Origin of the sequence: Streptomyces sp. C, assembly GCF_000158895.1 — a bacterium.
GTDB lineage: Bacteria > Actinomycetota > Actinomycetes > Streptomycetales > Streptomycetaceae > Streptomyces > Streptomyces racemochromogenes.
The window spans coordinates 7381412-7397814 of sequence record NZ_GG657750.1 but is presented as its reverse complement, the minus strand read 5'-3'; the positions used below and the strand labels follow the sequence as shown (position 1 = coordinate 7397814).

The 16403-nt window shown below is 71.9% G+C and carries 13 protein-coding genes and 2 pseudogenes; 7 read left to right on the top strand and 8 right to left on the bottom strand.

Annotation, left to right across the window (positions count from 1 at the left end; genetic code table 11):
• Positions 1-3 precede the first annotated feature (3 nt).
• The 5 genes from SSNG_RS32935 to SSNG_RS32915 all read right to left on the bottom strand — a co-directional run bounded on the left by SSNG_RS32935 (position 4) and on the right by SSNG_RS32915 (position 6885).
• Positions 4-1701 (bottom strand): carbamoyltransferase C-terminal domain-containing protein, encoded by a 1698-nt coding sequence (locus SSNG_RS32935; RefSeq protein WP_007268279.1) that lies wholly within the window; start codon positions 1699-1701, stop codon positions 4-6.
• Entirely contained in the window at positions 1698-3125 is a 1428-nt protein-coding gene (locus tag SSNG_RS32930) for a hypothetical protein (protein WP_007268278.1), read from the bottom strand. Before SSNG_RS32930 ends, SSNG_RS32935 begins: the two co-directional genes overlap by 4 nt.
• Positions 3122-3853 carry a deoxynucleoside kinase gene (locus SSNG_RS32925; protein WP_007268277.1) on the bottom strand — a complete coding sequence of 244 codons (732 nt, stop codon included), beginning with the start codon at positions 3851-3853 and terminating at the stop codon, positions 3122-3124. Before SSNG_RS32925 ends, SSNG_RS32930 begins: the two co-directional genes overlap by 4 nt.
• Complete coding sequence (locus SSNG_RS32920; RefSeq protein ID WP_007268276.1) at positions 3847-4800, bottom strand: radical SAM protein; 954 nt, start codon at positions 4798-4800, stop codon at positions 3847-3849. The genes SSNG_RS32925 and SSNG_RS32920 overlap by 7 nt, the downstream gene beginning before the upstream one ends.
• Before the next feature lie 132 nt (positions 4801-4932).
• The gene (locus SSNG_RS32915) at positions 4933-6885 is read right to left on the bottom strand and encodes a non-ribosomal peptide synthetase (protein ID WP_007268275.1); all 1953 of its coding nucleotides are present in this window, start codon (positions 6883-6885) and stop codon (positions 4933-4935) included.
• A gap of 256 nt (positions 6886-7141) precedes the next feature.
• Between SSNG_RS32915 and SSNG_RS32910 the strand changes: the two genes are divergently transcribed.
• The 5 genes and pseudogenes from SSNG_RS32910 to SSNG_RS32890 all read left to right on the top strand — a co-directional run bounded on the left by SSNG_RS32910 (position 7142) and on the right by SSNG_RS32890 (position 11122).
• Positions 7142-7837, top strand: coding sequence for an HAD family hydrolase (locus tag SSNG_RS32910; RefSeq protein ID WP_007268274.1), 696 nt, complete (start codon positions 7142-7144; stop codon positions 7835-7837).
• Positions 7838-7940: 103 nt separating this feature from the next.
• A complete protein-coding gene (locus tag SSNG_RS32905) occupies positions 7941-9215 on the top strand; it encodes an MFS transporter (RefSeq protein WP_007268273.1) in 1275 nt (424 codons plus the stop codon).
• A gap of 418 nt (positions 9216-9633) precedes the next feature.
• On the top strand, positions 9634-10287 hold the full coding sequence (locus SSNG_RS32900) for a hypothetical protein (protein ID WP_007268272.1): 654 nt from the start codon (positions 9634-9636) through the stop codon (positions 10285-10287).
• A 92-nt stretch (positions 10288-10379) separates the two neighbouring features.
• Positions 10380-10766 (top strand): annotated as a pseudogene (locus SSNG_RS32895) (transposase); the annotation flags it as partial.
• A gap of 167 nt (positions 10767-10933) precedes the next feature.
• Positions 10934-11122 carry a hypothetical protein gene (locus SSNG_RS32890; RefSeq protein ID WP_241695291.1) on the top strand — a complete coding sequence of 63 codons (189 nt, stop codon included), beginning with the start codon at positions 10934-10936 and terminating at the stop codon, positions 11120-11122.
• Positions 11123-11316: 194 nt separating this feature from the next.
• Here the strand turns inward: SSNG_RS32890 and SSNG_RS44380 are convergent, their stop codons facing one another.
• Both SSNG_RS44380 and SSNG_RS32880 read right to left on the bottom strand, forming a co-directional pair.
• A complete protein-coding gene (locus SSNG_RS44380) occupies positions 11317-11619 on the bottom strand; it encodes a hypothetical protein (RefSeq protein WP_007268269.1) in 303 nt (100 codons plus the stop codon).
• A 360-nt stretch (positions 11620-11979) separates the two neighbouring features.
• Positions 11980-13017: a saccharopine dehydrogenase NADP-binding domain-containing protein gene (locus tag SSNG_RS32880; protein ID WP_206731356.1), complete on the bottom strand. Its 1038-nt coding sequence runs from the start codon at positions 13015-13017 to the stop codon at positions 11980-11982.
• A gap of 131 nt (positions 13018-13148) precedes the next feature.
• On the opposite strand from SSNG_RS32880, the gene SSNG_RS32875 reads away from it, so the two are divergent.
• A complete protein-coding gene (locus SSNG_RS32875) occupies positions 13149-14117 on the top strand; it encodes a helix-turn-helix domain-containing protein (protein ID WP_007268267.1) in 969 nt (322 codons plus the stop codon).
• Between the two features lie 480 nt (positions 14118-14597).
• On the opposite strand, the pseudogene SSNG_RS32870 reads toward SSNG_RS32875, so the two are convergent.
• Positions 14598-15219: pseudogene (locus SSNG_RS32870) on the bottom strand (response regulator transcription factor).
• Positions 15220-15462: 243 nt separating this feature from the next.
• Here SSNG_RS32870 and SSNG_RS32865 point away from each other — a divergent pair.
• Positions 15463-16401 (top strand): ATP-binding cassette domain-containing protein, encoded by a 939-nt coding sequence (locus tag SSNG_RS32865; protein ID WP_007268264.1) that lies wholly within the window; start codon positions 15463-15465, stop codon positions 16399-16401.
• Positions 16402-16403: the final 2 nt, after the last annotated feature.

Sequence of the window (16403 nt, the reverse complement as noted above, 5' to 3'; positions counted from 1 at the left end):
GGATCACCCGTCCTTCTCGTGGAAGAACCCGCCGATGGCGATGCAGTCGATCCCTGAGGTGAAGTAGCAGGCCAGGGCTTCCTGGGGGCTCTCCACGATGGGCTTGCCCCGCACGTTGAACGAGGTGTTGACCAGCACCGGGCTGCCGGTGCGGGATCCGAACTCGCGCAGCAGCACGTCCAGGAAGGGACTGGTCCGGGCGGAGACGGTCTGTACCCGCGCCGTGCCGTCGGCGTGGACGGCCGCGGGGATCCGCTCGCGAGCCTCCGGCAGGACCGTGCTGGTGAAGAGCATGTACGGGTCGCGGTGGCCGTCGAAGAACTCGCCGAAGGCATCCTCGGTCACGATCGGCGCCACCGGGCGGAAGTCCTCGCGGCCCTTGATCTCGTTCAGCCGGTCCCGCATGGCGGGTGCGGAGGCGTCGGCCAGGAGGCTGCGGTTGCCCAGGGCCCGGGGGCCGAACTCCATGCGGCCGCGGAAGACGGCCGCAACGCGGCCCCCGGCGAGACGTTCTGCGAGCCGTCGTGCCATCTCCCGTTCCGGGAGCCGTTCGGGCTTCACGCCCGCCGCGGCGAACGCGGCCTCCGCTGCGTCGTCGCCGTACTCGGTGCCCAGGAAGTAGGAGGGCACCGATACCTGCGCCCTGCCGCCGCGCCGGATGGTGCTGAGCGCCGCGGCGCCGACCGCGGTGCCGGCGTCGCTGGCGGCCGGCTGGACGAAGATGTCGTCGAAGAGTCCGAGCCGGGCGATCCGGCCGTTGGCCACGCAGTTCAGGAAGGTTCCGCCGGCCAGGCACAGCCTGCGCAGCCCGGTGGCCCTCGCGTAGTGTGTGATCACGTGTTCGAGGGCTTCCTCCAGTCGCTGCTGGGCTGAGGCCGCCAGGTCCTTGTGGACCTGTTCCAGGGGGGTGCCGGGAGTCCGGGCCGCCGTGACGAGACGGCCCAGGGCCCGCAGCAGGCCCACGTCCACGCGGTAGCGGCCGTGGGGCAGCAGCACCACGATGCGGCGGAACTCCGGGGCGAAGCGCGGTTCGCCGTACGCCGCCAGGCCCATCACCTTGAACTCGTCGGAGAACGGCTCGAAGCCCAGGTGCCGGGTGACCAGCGAGTAGAAGATCCCCAGGGAATCGGGGACGTTCTCCTGCCCGAGCGGGACCAGCCTCCTGCCCCGGCCCGCGAACACCGAGGTGCACGCGTTCTCCCCAGCCCCGTCGCACACCACCGTCAACGCCTCGTCCCAGCCGGAGCAGAAGAACGCCGAGGCTGCGTGGCTCAGGTGGTGCGGCCACTCTCGGAAGGGCACGCGGCGGGCGTCCTGCGGGCCGATCCGCTGCCGGTAGCGCTGCGGCACGTCGTAGCCGGAGCGCAGCGACTCCGCGAGGTTGGCGAGGTTGGCGAACGCGTTCAGCTCTTCCCGCAGGGAGGAGAGCCGCCGTCCGGTGAGGCAGCCCCAGAGGCTGCGCAGGTGGGACCAGCGGTGGTAGGAGTAGGCGATCTCGTCGACGTCCGAGAGCCGCAGGTCCGCGTGGTCCAGGGCGCGGTGGACGGCGTCGATGGGGAAGTAGCTCCGGTACGGGCTGTAGCGGCGGCCGTGTTTGACTCCGGTGAACCGTTCGTCCTCCACGGCGAAGAGCAGCCGGCCGTCCTGGAGCAGGGCTGCCGACGGGTGTTCGAAGTAGCTGTTGACTCCCAGGACGATCACTCGTCCGCCTCCTTGTCTTCTCGGCGCTCGCCGGGGCTCCCGCCCTTGCCCTCGTAGCGGTCGAGGGCCTGCTCCAGGTAGCGGGCGCTGGGCAGGGAGCCGATCGTGCGGCCGAGCGGTTCGTCGAGCACGGATCGTTCGAAAGCGCGCAGGTCCGAGCGTGGTGACAGGGTGGACAGGGCCTGCGCCGCGGGCCCTGTCATGTCGACGAGCGGCATGCCGCCGAGCCGGCTCAGGCCTGGTGCGGCGGCCGTGGCCGCGTCTGCCGTGTCGAGGAACGGCACCCGGCGGTGCGTCTCCAGCAGCAGGCGCACGTACAGGCGGACGTAGTCCTGCTGGCTGGTGCCGCCCACGGCCACGATGCCCGGCAGGATGCAGCGCACGAGGTACGCGAGCACCCGGTCCGCCTGCAGCAGCCCGGACCGCAGCGCCGCTGCGACCGCCTCGGGCTCGAACGGGACGGGGACCGCCCGGCCGCCGGCCTCCCGCAGCAGTGCGGTGCCGCCCGCCTCCTCGTGTACGAGGACGGGCTGGAGCCGGGTGCCGCGCCGGACCCAGAAGTGGTCCGGGGCGGCCCGGTTGACAGCCAGGTTGCCGCGGTCCGCCACCAGCTCGCGCTTCACCGCCAGGAAGGCAGCGCGCAGCACCGGGTCGAACACCAGGTGCCGGACCGGGCTCGCCGGGTCCAGCAGGTGCTCCGCGACGCAGTCGGCAGCCGCGGACTCGTCCAGCGCGACGCGCCGCAACGAGCCGGGCAGGGGCAGCTGCGACCAGATCTCCTCGTTGCAGACCCGGTATGCCTCGGCCGCGTCGCGCCAGGTCCGCCCGGCGAGCCGGCGCAGCACGGGGTCCTCGTCGGCATACGGCCCCGGTCCCTGGAGCAGGTCGAGCCTCATCTCCAGCGGACCGGGCAGGGCACAGAACGAGGAATCCTTCAGCAGTCTCTTGGAGAACGGGAAGACCTGGTACAGCGACCCCCGGGTGCGCAGGAACAGGGGGCCGCTCACCGGTGCCCTGCGGGACATGCAGCTGACGGTGGAGCACTGGGTGACCACCATCAGCCGGTGGCCCGCCTCCCGGTGGGCGACGTGCAACAGGTAGGTGTTGAGGAACGTCTCCACGTCGAGGAGGAGGTTGGAATGGCTGGCGGCCTCCATCACGGGTACGTGCAGCAGGTGGTCTCCCGCCGCCTCGGGATCGGGGACTCCCCTCTGCCCGAGCCACCGGGTCACGGTGGCGGCGAACCGGCGGCGGTGGGGGTTGGCACTGCCGGCTGCGGGAGCCGACGGGAGCAGCGTGCCCAGGTAGTCCCGCAGGGGCATGTCCAGGGCGCCCGCCAGCTGCCGTCCGAGGTCCGAGCCGGCCGCGGCCAGCCGGGCGAGGAACGGCGCCGCGGGATAGCGGGTGCTGAGGGTGGCGCTCATCGGCCGCGCAGGGCTTGCTTCGCGCGGATGGCGGCGAGCACCTGCGGCACCGCCGACCCGGCCGGCGCCTCGGGGTCGACGTGCAGCAGCGAGACCTCGGCGAACTGCGGGTCGCTCGCACGGCGCTCGCGGAAGTGGGCGTGCAGGTCCTCGTACATGGCGTGCCAGCGCTCGACCCAGCCCCGCTTGACCGCCTCGTCGGGGAACTCGCGCGGCCGTTCGCCCGCTTCCTCGGCGGCGGCCAGGCGCTTGAGCGAGACCTCGGCGGGCGGGTTCATCAGGACGAGCACGTCGGGGTCGGGGATGCGGGCGTGCAGCACGTGGGCCAGTCCGCGGTAGGCGGCGACCTGGTCCGCTGCGATGTTCCCCGACTCGGCGTGCTCGCGTACGAAGAGGAAGTCGTCCAGGTGCGAGCGCTCCATGACGACGGTCCGGCCCAGGGCCAGGTTCCGCAGCAGCACCATGTGGCGTTCGAGCATGAAGCTGAGCTGGATGGGGAAGGCGAAGTCACGGCTGTTGGAGAACATCAGGGGCAGGAAGCGGTGGTGGAACGCCCGCTCGGAGACCCCGATCGCCGGCACCCCGTCCGCGACGAGCTCCCTGCGTAGCTGTTCCACGAGTGTGGACTTTCCGCCGGAGGTGTTGCCGGAGACCGCGACGTACAGGCCGCGGCCCGTTCCGGCGACGGGGGTGCCCAGGTCGTAGGCGTCGGGCGCGGGGGTTACCACTGGTAGTCCAGCGCGAGCAGGGCGGCCTCGGTCAGCGACGTGTCCATGTCGTCCGGGTCCAGCGGGGCGTCCCATTGCCGGGTCGCCAGGCAGGGCCGGAGCACCAGGTCGGCTCCCAGCCGCAGCGAGTGCGACTGTTCCTTGCAGCGGGCGAGGTCGCTGCAGGTCGCGCAGCGGATCCCGGACGGCGGCCGGAAGCCGCGCAGCAGCACTTCGCCGGCGTGGTGGCCGGCGTTCTCGGAGTTCACGCGCTCGACCAGCGCTTCGAGTTCCGCGAGCGGGTAGCTGTCCTCGCGCACCTCGCCTTCCGGAAGGACCGAGAACACCTTGATGTCCACGCCCTTGCGGGTGAGGGTGTACAGGAAGGCCTCCGTCCGGTCGAGTGCGTCGGCCGGCACCGGAAGGTTCAGCCGCAGGGTGAACAGGCCGGAGGCGGCGCGGTCCACCGTGGGCATCAGCCAGGGCGGGATCCCCCACTGGTCGGCGCTGCCCGCCTCTTCGAGGGGCTCGGTCTGGAGGGACACGTGCATGCGGGAGAGCCCGGCGTCGAGCAGGCCTTCCAGCCGCTGCGGGAGGAAGGTGCCGTTGGTCGTCACGCCCACGTCGTCGACGTGTTCCCGGGCGGCCCGTACGAAGTCGGGTATGTCGGGCCGCAGCAGCGGTTCGCCGCCGGTGAGCTGCACCCGGGTGAAGCCTGCCCGGGTAGCCGCCGCGATGGCGGCGCTCGCGGTGTCCACCGTGAGTTTGCCGCTGGTCGGCGCGCCCTCGTTGTGGCAGAAGGTGCAGGAGAGGTTGCAGGTTCCGACGACTGAGAGCCGGAAGTAGAGTTCGCGCTCGCGGATCGCTGCCGGCAGGGTGCTGTTCTGCTCGTGCAGTCGGTTCCGGATCCGCCCGAGTACGTCTTCTCGGCGTCCCGGTACGTGCAACTGACCCAGCATCACGGACATGTCGAGCTCCTTCGGGAGGTGGTCGTGGGCAAGGGGGACTCGGCGGCGGGGGGCCGAACGGTCCGGGGCCCGGGGTCGGCGTCCCCGGCGACGGGCTGCGGGTCGCCGGTGGGGACCGGCAGCCCGGGGCCGTCAGACGTCGTCGCCGAGTGCCGCCGCCAGGGAGGCGGCGGTGGGGTGCGCGTACAGGACGCTCACGTCGATGTCCCGTCCGAGCTCGCGTTCGAGTGCACGGATGGACCGCAAGGCGGTGAAGGAATCCCCGCCGAGGTCAAAGAAGTCCTGGTCGGCGCTGATTCCGTCGACCTTCAGCGCCGACTGCCAGATCTTGGTGATGAGCGCCTCGGTGTCCGGCCGGCCCCGGGCGGGCTCCGGCGGCGCCCCGGCCGACATGTGCGGCTGCACGGCGGTGGCCGCCAGCCGCTCGGCGAGGTTCTTCGCGTCGAGCTTGCCGGCGGCGTTCAGGGGCAGTTCCGTGACAGGGGCGAGCACGGCCGGGCGCAGGTAGCCGGGGAGGGCGCCGGCCAGCAGGGTGCCGATGCGCTCCACAGCCTGCCCGGGGTCGGCACCGGGGTGCAGGACAAGTGCCGCGGCGAGCACGGTGTCCGTGCCGCGGGCCAGTGGCAGGACCGCGACCTGGCGCACCGCCCGGTCGCGGGAGATCACCTGCTCCACCTCGCCCGGCTCGATGCGGTATCCGCGGATCTTCACCTGTCGGTCGACGCGCCCCAGGTGCGCGTACAGGCCGTCCGGTCGTCTGCGGACCAGATCGCCGGTGCGGTAGACGCGACCGGGCCGCCCACCGCGCCGGCCGGGTCCGTCCGGTCCGTCGGCACCGCCGGATGCCGCGGGTCCTTCAAGTCCTTCGAGTCTTTCGAGTCCTTCGAGAAAGACGGACGCGGTCAGGTCGGGGCGCCGCCAGTAGCCGCGTCCGACGCCCGGTCCGCCGATGTACAGCTCCCCCGGTTCACCGTCGGGTACGGGCCTCCCGTCGGGGCCGAGGACGAAGAGGTCGGTTTCCGCGACGGGTGCGCCGATGAGGACCTCCTCCGGATCCGGGTCCCGCGGGCATTCCCAGGACGTCGCGTAGACGGAGCACTCGCTGGGTCCGTACAGGTTGAACAGCCGCGCGGAGGTACGGGCGTGCACGCGCCGGACCAGTTCTGGGGTCAGCCGCTCGCCGCCGGCCAGGACGAGCCGGAGGCCGTCGTAGCGTTCGTCCGGTCGGCGGCCGAGCAGGAAGAGGTCGAGGAGGGACGGCACCATCTGCAGGACCGTCACCCGGTGCTCCGCCACGACGGCGGCCAGGCGGTCCGGGTCGCGCCGTGTGCCGGGTTCCGGAACGACGAGCTGCGCGCCGGCCGTCAACGGCCAGAAGACCTCACCGATGCTGGCGTCGAAACTGCAGCTGCTGCTGTAGAGGACCCGGTCCTGCGGGGTGAGGCCGAAGGCCTCCTGGAGCCAGGACAGCCGCCCGGTGATGCCCCGGTGTGTGATCTCGACGGCCTTCGGCGCACCGGTCGTGCCGGAGGTGTAGACGCAGTAGGCCACGTCCTCGGGGCTGGCCGGACCCCGCGGCGAGAGCGGGGCCGGGGCCGGCCGGCCGGCTCCGGGGCCGGCGGGTGGGCCGGTCAGGTCCCCCCGTTCGTCGACCAGCAGCCTGCGCAGGGCCGGGACCACGGGGCGTAACTCGTCGGTGGCCCGGTCCGTGACCAGCAGGTCGGCTTCGAAGTCGGTCAGCAGGGCGTCGGTGCGGTGGGCCGGGTCGGACACGTCGACTGCGAGTTGCACCGCACGTGACAGGGCTGCGGCGACCAGTGCGACGACCTGGGCCTGGCCGCGGGGCAGCCGGATGGCGACCCTTCGGCCGGGCCGGTCCGGGTCGTCGATCGCCTCCGCGATGCGCAGGGCGCGCCCCGTCAACTCGCCGTAGGTGAGGGTGCCGGAAGAGGTGACGACGGCGACGCGGTCGGGTGTCGCCCGGGCCTGCCGGAGGAGCATCCCGCCGAGTACGCGCGCCACGACGGGGTGGTCGTGGGGAAGCTCGACGTGTTGGCCGGGTGGAGGTCCTGAGTGTCTGTTCAAGGGTGCGACTCCTTGGGCGATGGCGGCTCACTGTCGCTGGGGAGGGCCGACTGCGCGCGGGACTGCAGGTCACGAGGGCGCAGGTGGCCTGGAGGCTGTCCGCCTCCCTTGCCGAACCGGACACTAGCATCACATGTGACATTGCATAACTGCATTCTGCTGCGGGCCAGTTGGAAGTAGCGTCACATGTGAAATGGCACTACAGTCCGGATACCTCGGGCAACGAGGGCCCGAACGGCCGTTGGGGGGCGACCCGTTGGACGCGGACGCGCAGCACCTGATCTTCGACGCAGATGACACCCTCTGGGAGAACAACATCTACTACGAGGCTGCCATCGAGTCCTTTGTCGACCTCGTCGGACACCGCGAGCCCGATCGCGCCGCGGTGCGCGAGGCCGTCGACGAGGCAGAGCGGACCAACATCCGGCGGCACGGCTACGGGGCGTCGATCTTCCAGCAGAGCCTGCTCGACTGCTGGTGTACCCTGCACGGCACCGGGACGCCAGAGCCCGCGGCGGCCGCCGCGATCGCCCGGCTGTGCGGCCCCGTCCACGCCATGGAGATGGTTCTCATCGAGGACGTGGCGGCCACCCTCGACGCCCTGGGCGCGAGGCACCACCTCTACCTGCTGACCAAGGGCTCGGAGCCCGAGCAGCGCGACAAGATCGAACGGTCCGGACTGGCGGGCCACTTCAGGGATGCGACCGTGGTGTCCGAAAAGAACACCAGCGCCTACCGCGCCTTCGCGGACCGCCACGGCCTCCAGCGTTCCAGGACCTGGATGATCGGCAACTCCCTGCGCTCGGACATCAATCCTGCGCTCTCCGCAGGTCTGGGCGCGGTCCTGGTGCCGCATCCGCACACCTGGCGTCTGGAGGCCGACGACGAACCGGGCCCGAGCGAGCGCTTCGTAACCGTCCGCGGTTTCGCCGATCTGCAGGAGATCTTTTGAGCACACCGGGCGCCCGGGCGCCCCTCCCCCGCATGTCCCCCACTCGTCCGCGCCCAGCGGAGCGGGCACCCGCGGGCCCGGGCCGCCACGCGCACTCCCCGACATGCTGAAGCAGTCCGCGGGAGGCGGAGCGGGGCAGGGGCGACAGCGTCGGGTCGTGGGCCGGGCGCTGCCCGCGCCACTGCGCCGGCGGCGCTTCCTGATCGTGTGGGCGGGTCAGTCGTGTTCCCAGATCGGCAGCGGACTCGCACCGATCACGCTGACCCTGGCGGTGCTGCAGCACGACGGAACGGCTTCCGACCTGGGGCTGGTCCTCGGCGTCATGTTCCTCTGTGAGGTGCTCAGTGCAGTGCCGGGCGGCGTGTGGGCAGACCGCCTGCCGCGCAATGTGCTCATGATCGGTGCCGAGGTGGTGAGGGCGAGTGCCCAGCTGACCGCTGCCGTACAACTGATCTCCGGTCATCCGAGCACGGCCGTGCTGCTCGTCGCGGCCGGCTGCACCGGCGCCGCGTCCGGCGTTTTCCAGCCGGCCGCCGCCGGGTTGTTGCAGTCCCTGGTCCCGCGGGAGGAACTCCAGCAGGCCAACGCCCTCATGGGGGTATCTCAGCGGGTGGCCGCGCTCGCCGGCCCGGCCGCAGCCACTGCGCTCACCCTGGCGATCGGCCCGGGCTGGGGACTGGTCGCGGACGCCGCCACTTTCGTGATCAGCGCCGCCACGCTGGCCGTACTGCCCGTGCGCCGCACCGGAAGAGTCCGGGAACCCTTCGCCGCCGAGCTGGCCGAGGGCTGGCGCGAGGTACGGCGGCACCGCTGGTATTGGACGAACCTCATCGGACACGCCCTGTGGAACCTGGGGCGCTGCGTCTTCTTCACGGTCGGCGCCCTCGTGGTCGTCCGCTCGCTCGGCGGGGAGTTCGCCTGGGGCATGATCGCTCAGGCGGGGGCGGTGGGGGCGCTGGCAGGAGCCCTGGTCGCCCTGCGGATCAGAACCTCCCGTCCGCTGGCCGTGGCCAACGTGTGCATGGCGCTCGGGTGCCTGCCCCTGGCCCTCATTGCGCTCCACGCGCACGCCGTCGTGATCGCGGTGGCAACGGCCCTGATGAACAGCGCCCTCGGGCTGAGCTCGACCCTGTGGGACGCCACCGTGCAGCGGCGAATACCTCCGGAGTTGATTTCCCGGGTCGACTCCTTCGGCTGGCTGCTGTCCACCGCCATGAACCCGGCGGGCATGGCTCTGGCCGGAGTCGTCGCCGGGGCCGTCGGCCCCGGCACGACGCTCGGTGTCGCCGCCCTCCTGGTCGCGGGTTCCTCCCTGGGCCTGCTCGGCGTCCGCAGCGTCCGGGCACCGGAGCCGGCCGCCGCGCCGTCCGGGGCCTGAGCGCCACGTGGCGACAGGGGAAGTGGGAAGCGTGGTCCGTCCCGATCCGGCGGTCGCGGTGTTCGGATGCGACGAGCAGGGCCCGGGGGATACGCGTGGGGTCCAGGGGCTCGGGCGCTCTTCGGCCATGCGGCCGCCGAGGTGCTGGGCCGTCGGGGGCGGCGCCGTTCCCCGAGCCGGAGCCGGGCGGGCCGGACCGGCCGCGCGGGCCGCGCGGGCCGCGGAGCGTGGCCGCTCCCTCCCTCGCTACTGGCGGTACGGCTTCCTCCCCAGCACCGGGACGGCACGGCGTTCCACCGCGGGCTGCGGGTCTTCCCCGTCGTCGGCTCCGGCGGCGACGACGGCCTGAGCGGCTCCAGGACCTGTGAACCCAGTGACGGACACCAGGCTGTCAGTGCGCTTTGGCAGTATGAACGCCATGAGCAAGATCGTGAACTACAGCATGGCGAACCCCGGCAACATCGTGCGCTTCGTGCCCGCTCTGGACCTGAGCGCCGACGAATCCCGACGTCTGGACAACATGCGTGCCAGGGCGAAGGAATGTCAGGACAGCCTCGACCACCAGGGCGTGGACTGGGGGCTTTCGGTCCCGGACGCCCTGGAGGAGCTGGTCTCCGGCCGTGCCGACTCGTCCGCCGCTTACGCCGGTTGCGCCTACTACGAGGCCCTCCAGATCATCATCGACCACAACGCGAGCGACAGCTCGACCCTGGCGAGCTACCGGAGCCCTGCCACCTTCTTCTCCGCCCTGGACGACGCCCTGAGCGCGGTGGGCGTGCCGGCCGACCTCCTGCCCTACCAGTACGTCTTCAGCGGCCCGCCCTCGCAGATCGGGTTCCGCATACCCGCTCCCCTGGAGGGCTCACCGGAGATCGGCTGCTGGCCCCTGGCGAAGGCCGTCCTCGCGGTGGAGGCCTACCGCGCGGTGCTGGACCGTGTCGACGCCGATCTCCGGTACGACCTCGGGGAGCTCATCGAGGCCCTCGACGGCTGGGCCTCGGAGTGGAGCACGGGTGAGGGAGCCTGGTGGTGGGCCGAGGACGGCTTGATCGTCTTCTCGATCACCGGCTGACCCACCGAGCGAGCGGCCGGCAGCGAACGGCTGCCCCTCCCTTGAACGGATGGAGTTGGCCCGGGTTTCCCCGGTTCGCCAGAGGCGCCAGGGGCCGGGTCGATGTGGCCCGGCTGAGGCGGGCCCTGGCCGGTGTGCCGCTGCCACTGCCGATGGTTGCCTGGTTCTGGCGGTGGACGTCTCCCCGTGGCTGCAGCCGGATGCCGACACGTGCTCGGACCGCTCGTTCTGTCACACGTTCGGCCGGGGCCTGGGCAAGCACCAGATGGTGCCCGGCCGGCCGTGCTCGATCGTCGCCGCGCTGGAGACGGGCCGGTCTTCGTGGACCGCGTTGCTCGACGCGATCCGGCTGGAGCGCGGCGCGGACCTGGCCGTCGTCACCGCCGGCCAGGTCCGCGAGGTCATCGAACGCCTCATCGGGGCCGGCCCCGGACGTGCTGGACGCCGGATACGACGCGTCTCGAATCGCCCACCTGCTGGGCTGACCTGCCGATCGAACAGTGGCATGTGTTGAGATGACGGACTCTGTTCGCCGACTTGCTGGGAGATCGTCTCGATGCCTGGTGCGTATCCCTCCTTGACGAGAGCTCTGGCCGAGGCTCTGGTCGATGTCCTCTGGTTCGTCGAAGGCTGTGAAGACGAGCAAATGGATCCAGACGACGCCGTCAAGGTCCTGGAGGGCGTCGCTCACGTCGTGAGCAAGCTGTCGCGTGAACAGCAGGACGAGTTCCTCGGCCTACTCGCCACCATGGCCCGCGAGGAGTCTGATCCGTCGCGGCGAGCGTTTCTGGAGGAGTTCCCGGAGGGCTTCGGACTGGTGGAGGACGCGGTCTGACCGCAGCCTCAGGAGAGCAACCCGTTTGCGCAGCAGGCCGAAGCCGGCACGGCCGGACATCTGCCTCTTGAGCGTCTTGATCCCGTTGACTGCTCCTTCGACCGGGCCGGAGTTCCGGCAGGTGGTCAGTCCCGCGGTCACCGCGTCAAGATTGCTGTTCAGCCCGGCGGCGAAGCTGCTGATGCCGGGCAGGGTCAAGGTGGCGGGATGTGCCCGTCGGTCTCGGCCCAACGGTCGGCCAGGTAGGGCTTGAACGGGTCGAGGTTGCCGGGGAGTTGCCGTCTGCGGTCCTTGACCATGTCCTGCCGGCCGGCGGCACGGGCGTACCGCTGGACGGTGTGCCGTCCCCAGCCCACGTGATGGGCGATGCCCGGCAGGCTCATGCCTTGGGCGAGGCAATCGTGGTCGAGGGTGTGGTGGGCGCGGGCCCGTTCGGCGACCAGCAGGGCCTGCGGTGCGGCGGTGTCGGCGGCCTCGGCGCGGTCGCGGCAGACCAACCTCGATTCCGGGGTGGGCTGCGAGCCACGGGGCGAAAGTGGCGGCGTCGCGTTCGGGCAGCGCGTCGAGGACCTGGTGGGCCTCGGCGTCGATCACGACCGTTCCGGAGACGTGGCCACGCCGGAGCGCGGAGTCGTCCACGCCGACGGCGCGAGGCTGCGTCGTCGCTATCGGGTCCTGCAGGTCCATCACCCGTCGCAGCAGCGTGGTGCGGCTGGTCGCGATGCCCATGGCCTGGGCGAGACGGGCGCCGGCCCGGCCCGCCAGGGCCAGCCCGATCGCACGCATCGCCCGGCGCAGCCGCTCGGTGACCCGGCCGAGGCGTCCGGAAACGGTCCTGCGTCGGGCAGCGCCCGCGGTCAGGCGCCCTGCGGGGGGAGGTCGAGTGCGATGTACGGGGCGAGTGCGTGCAGGAAGTCCGGTGCGTCGAAGATCTCACCGGCGGAGGCTACGCCTGCGGACGTGGTGCGGCCGGTCAGGACGCGTTCGAGGGCCTCGGCGACCAGGGGGGCGGTGACGGCGTAGATGTCGCGGCCGCCGGCCGTCGCCCGGCGTTCGACTCCGCCGGAGCGTACGACGGCGTCGACGAGGAAGGTCTGGTCCGAGCGCCCGCCCTCACCGGCGGCGATCGGTGCCGGTGTGTCGGGGGTGGCGACGTCCCGGACCGCTTCGACGGTCATGTAGGTGGTCACGTCGGGGATGGACAGGTGCTGGGGAACGGTGACGACGTCCGCCATCGTGAACTCCCCGATCACGTCCCGGACCCCCGTCGGTTCCGGGAAGGTCCACTGAAGAGTGGGCGGGGCGTCGGTGCGGCGCTCCCACTCCCCGCCGCGGTAGCGCAGGCGGACGTCCCCGCGCCGCTCGCGGGAGACCGCACCGGACAGGCGGGTGCCGGCGGTGGGGCGCCAGCTGCTGAGCGCGTAGGCGATGTGGGCCTCGTCTGCTGCGGTCCAGTCGCCCATCGCCGCGGTGGCCAGCAGGTCGCCGAGGCCGCCGAAGAAGGCCATGGCGGGGACGATCACCGCCCCGGCTTCTCGGGCCCGGTCGCGGTAGCGGGCGAAGGTGTCGAGGTTGGCCTCGAGCTCGGCGGCCACGTCCAGGTACGGGATCTTCGCGCGGAGCGCGGCCTCGATCACGGGACCGGTGGTCGTCGCGAAGGGGCCCGCGCAGTTGATGACCGCCACCGTGCCCGCCAGGGCCCGGTCCAGCGACGCCGCATCCTCGACCGTCGCCACCCGGGCATCAAGGCCCTGCTCCTCGGCCAGCTCCTGCAGCGCCTGGGCGTTGCGCCCGGAGGGCACCGGGACGTACCCGCGCGCGGCCAGCTCCGCGACCACGAACCGCCCGGTGTGACCGTACGCGCCGAACACCGCCACCAGCTGACCTGACTCCATGAGACTGCTCCCTTGCACTCGAACCACCCCGGCCGCGGTGTCGATCCGCCGCGGCCTGACACCCACATCCTGTCCTCGCGGCAGCACCCCGCACGAGTGTCGGAAACGACATGACGCGTACAGTTTCGGACATGCCCTCTGTCGCGCTGGCCGTCACCGACGGCATGCTCCATTACGAACTGTCCGTGGCCCTCGAGGTCTTCGGCGCCGATCTGACCCACATGGTGAACCCCTGGTATGACTTCTCCGTCTGCGGAAGCGGTCCGGTACACGTCGACCGCTTCCGCCTGGAGCCCGACCACGGACTCGACCAGCTCGCGCACGCCGACACGGTGATCGTCCCCGGCTGGGCCGACACCGACCGCGAACCGCCCACCGACCTGGTCCAGGCGCTGCGTGCCGCCCACGAGGCCGGGGCCCGCGTGGCCTCTCTGTGCACGGGCGCCTTCATCCTGGGCGCCGCCGGACTGCTCGACGGCAGACTCGCCACCACCCACTGGGCCCACACCGGGGAACTGGCCCGGCGCCACCCTGCGGCCACCGTCGACCCCGACGTCCTCTACGTCGACAACGGCGACGTCCTCACCTCCGCCGGCAAGGCCGCCGCCATGGACCTGTGCCTGCACCTGGTCCGCCTCGACCACGGCGCGGCCAACGCCAACAAGGTCGCACGCCGTCTGGTCATCCCACCCCACCGCGATGGCGGCCAGGCGCAGTTCATCGCCACCCCCCTGCCCGAGCCCGGCAACCACCCCCTGGGAGAACTCTTCCCCTGGGCGCTGGAGCGACTGGACCAACCGCTCACCGTGGAGGACCTGGCCCGTCGGGCCCGCATGAGCTCACGCCACCTCGCCCGGCACTTCAAACACCTCACCGGCACCACACCACTGCAGTGGCTCCACGCCCAGCGCATCCGCCACGCCCAGGAACTTCTGGAAACCACCAACGCCACTGTCGACACCATCGCCATGGCTACCGGGATGGGCACCGCGACCACGCTGCGCCGCCACTTCCACCGCAGCGTCGGCGTCCCGCCCGACACCTATCGCCGTACCTTCCGCCCCCAGGAGCCGATCCCAAGCGCACATCACGGAAGCTGACACTTCGCGATCAGCAGCCATCGGCGCCCCGCGGCGGCCTCGGGGATCGTCAGCGCTCACGCGTTCTCGTCCACCACCAGCACGCCGTCGCCCACTCGTTGTAGTTGGGCTCCGGCAGGGTACGGCGCTCGAATTCCTCATCGATGCGCGTGAGCAATCGACCCAAGTCCCGTTTGGCTCCGGGCGGGAGGTAAAGGATCGCCCATTCCAGGTCATCACGGGCATCTGCTACCCCGGGCGAATCAAACGCGGAGGCGTCCAGGTAGCGTCCGGGCTCCCCAAAAGCCCGCTCGGCACACGAGAGTGCCTCGGCGACCGCGTTGGGCCACATCTCCTGGTCCTCGACCCGGCGGATCGCTGCACGGGTCCGCGCGGAGACACCGGGGACCCTCAGAACCGGATACTGCCATCGTGGCCGCCACCGTCACCACCGGGCCGACCGGCCCCGAACGGCACCGTTCGGTCACCCCGACCCCGGTGTCAGGCGCCGCGCGGGGCACTCAGCCCGGACTCGTGCGCCGCGATGGCCGCCTCCACCCGATTGCGCGCGCCCAGCTTCGTCAGTACCGCGCTGACGTGTGCCTTCACCGTGCCCTCGACGAGGTGGAGCCCGGCCCGCGATCTCCGCGTTGGAGAGCCCGGCGCCGAGGCCGGCCAGCACATCGCGCTCCCGCTCCGTCAGCCGGTCCAGGGAGCGGTGCGGGTGGGCCGCACGGTGGGCGCGGATTCCGGCGATCACCCGCCCCGCGACCCGCGGGGACAGGTACGCCCCACCCGCGCCGACCGCCCGCACACCGGCGAGCAGTTCCCTCGGGTCGTCCGCCTTGAGCAGAAAGCCGTCCGCGCCCTCCTCCAGCGCCCGGGCGATGTGGTCGTCCTGGCCGAAGGTCGTCAGCATGATCACCCCAACCGCGGGCAGCTTCCGGCGGAACCGTCCCACCGCCGTCAGCCCGTCGAGGCCGGGCATCTGGATGTCCAGTAGGACCACGTCCGGTCGGTGGCGGCCGGCCAGCGCGAGGGCCTCGTGCCCGTCCCCGGCCTCCGCGACCACCACGACGTGCGGGTCCCGGGCCAGGATGGCGCGTACGCCGGCCCGGACCATCGCCTCGTCGTCGGCCACCAGGACCCGGACCGGCCGGGTCGTCGCTGTCGTCTCTTCCACGCGGACGAGCCTACGGCCGGCCCGCCGCCGCGCCGGCGGTGGGCCCACAAGATCCCTCCGGAGTCGGGGAGTTGCCACGACGAAAGGCATGACGTCCCTTCCCTTCGTCACATGGGCTCCGGCCCCGCGCGCTCGTAGCGTCGAAGCCGTACGCAGACCGCGACCGACAGCGAAGGAACTCTCGTGATCAGCCTCCGAGGACTGACGAAACGCTACGGCGGCACCCTCGCCGTGGACGACCTGACATTCGACGTCCGAGCCGGCCGGGTGACCGGCTTCTTGGGCCCCAACGGGGCAGGGAAGTCCACCACCATGCGCATGATCCTGGGCCTCGACCACCCCACCCGAGGGCGGGCCCTGATCGCCGGCCGGCCTTACGCGGACCTGCGCCGCCCGCTGCGGGCCGTGGGAGCGATGCTTGACGCCCGCGCCGTCCACCCCGCCCGCTCCGGCCGCGCGCACCTGCTCGCCCAGGCCCGCTCCAACGCCATCCCGGCACGCCGGGTGGACGAGGTGCTGGAGACGGTGGGCCTGGCCAAGGCGGCCCGTCGGCCGGCCGGCACGTACTCGCTGGGCATGAGCGGACGGCTCGGGGTGGCGGGTGCGCTGCTCGGCGATCCACCCGTGCTGATCCTCGACGAACCGGTCAACGGCCTCGACCCGGACGGGGTGCGGTGGATCCGCCGGCTCGTACGGGACCAGGCGGCGGAGGGTCGCACCGTCTTCCTCTCCAGCCACCTCATGAGCGAGATGCAGGTGACGGCCGACCACCTCGTCGTCATCGGCCGGGGCCGGCTGCTGAGCGACACGACCATGACGGAGTTCCTGGCCGCCGCCTCTCCCGCGACGGCGCGCGCCACCGTGCCCGACGCCGCGCAGCGGTCCGCGCTGGTCCGCCTGCTGGCGGCCGCCGACGGCGTGGTCGTCGAGACGGGGCCGGACGGCGCGGTGACCGTCGGCGGCAGGACCGCCGCCGAGGTCGGCGACATCGCCCACCACTGCGGCGTACGGCTGCACGCCCTGGGCGACGTGGGCGTGTCGCTGGAGCAGGCGTACATGGACCTCACCGCGCGCAGCGTCGAGTACACGACCGGCACCACGCCGGAAGGAGCACGGCAGTGAAC

Coding starts and splice junctions, on each gene's coding strand:
- SSNG_RS32930 (WP_007268278.1), bottom strand. CDS start 3,125: ATGAGCGCCACCCTCAGCACCCGCTATCCCGCGGCGCCGTTCCTCGCC.
- SSNG_RS32920 (WP_007268276.1), bottom strand. CDS start 4,800: ATGTCCGTGATGCTGGGTCAGTTGCACGTACCGGGACGCCGAGAAGAC.
- SSNG_RS32905 (WP_007268273.1), top strand. CDS start 7,941: ATGCTGAAGCAGTCCGCGGGAGGCGGAGCGGGGCAGGGGCGACAGCGT.
- SSNG_RS32900 (WP_007268272.1), top strand. CDS start 9,634: ATGAGCAAGATCGTGAACTACAGCATGGCGAACCCCGGCAACATCGTG.
- SSNG_RS32890 (WP_241695291.1), top strand. CDS start 10,934: ATGGATCCAGACGACGCCGTCAAGGTCCTGGAGGGCGTCGCTCACGTC.
- SSNG_RS32880 (WP_206731356.1), bottom strand. CDS start 13,017: ATGGAGTCAGGTCAGCTGGTGGCGGTGTTCGGCGCGTACGGTCACACC.
- SSNG_RS32875 (WP_007268267.1), top strand. CDS start 13,149: ATGCCCTCTGTCGCGCTGGCCGTCACCGACGGCATGCTCCATTACGAA.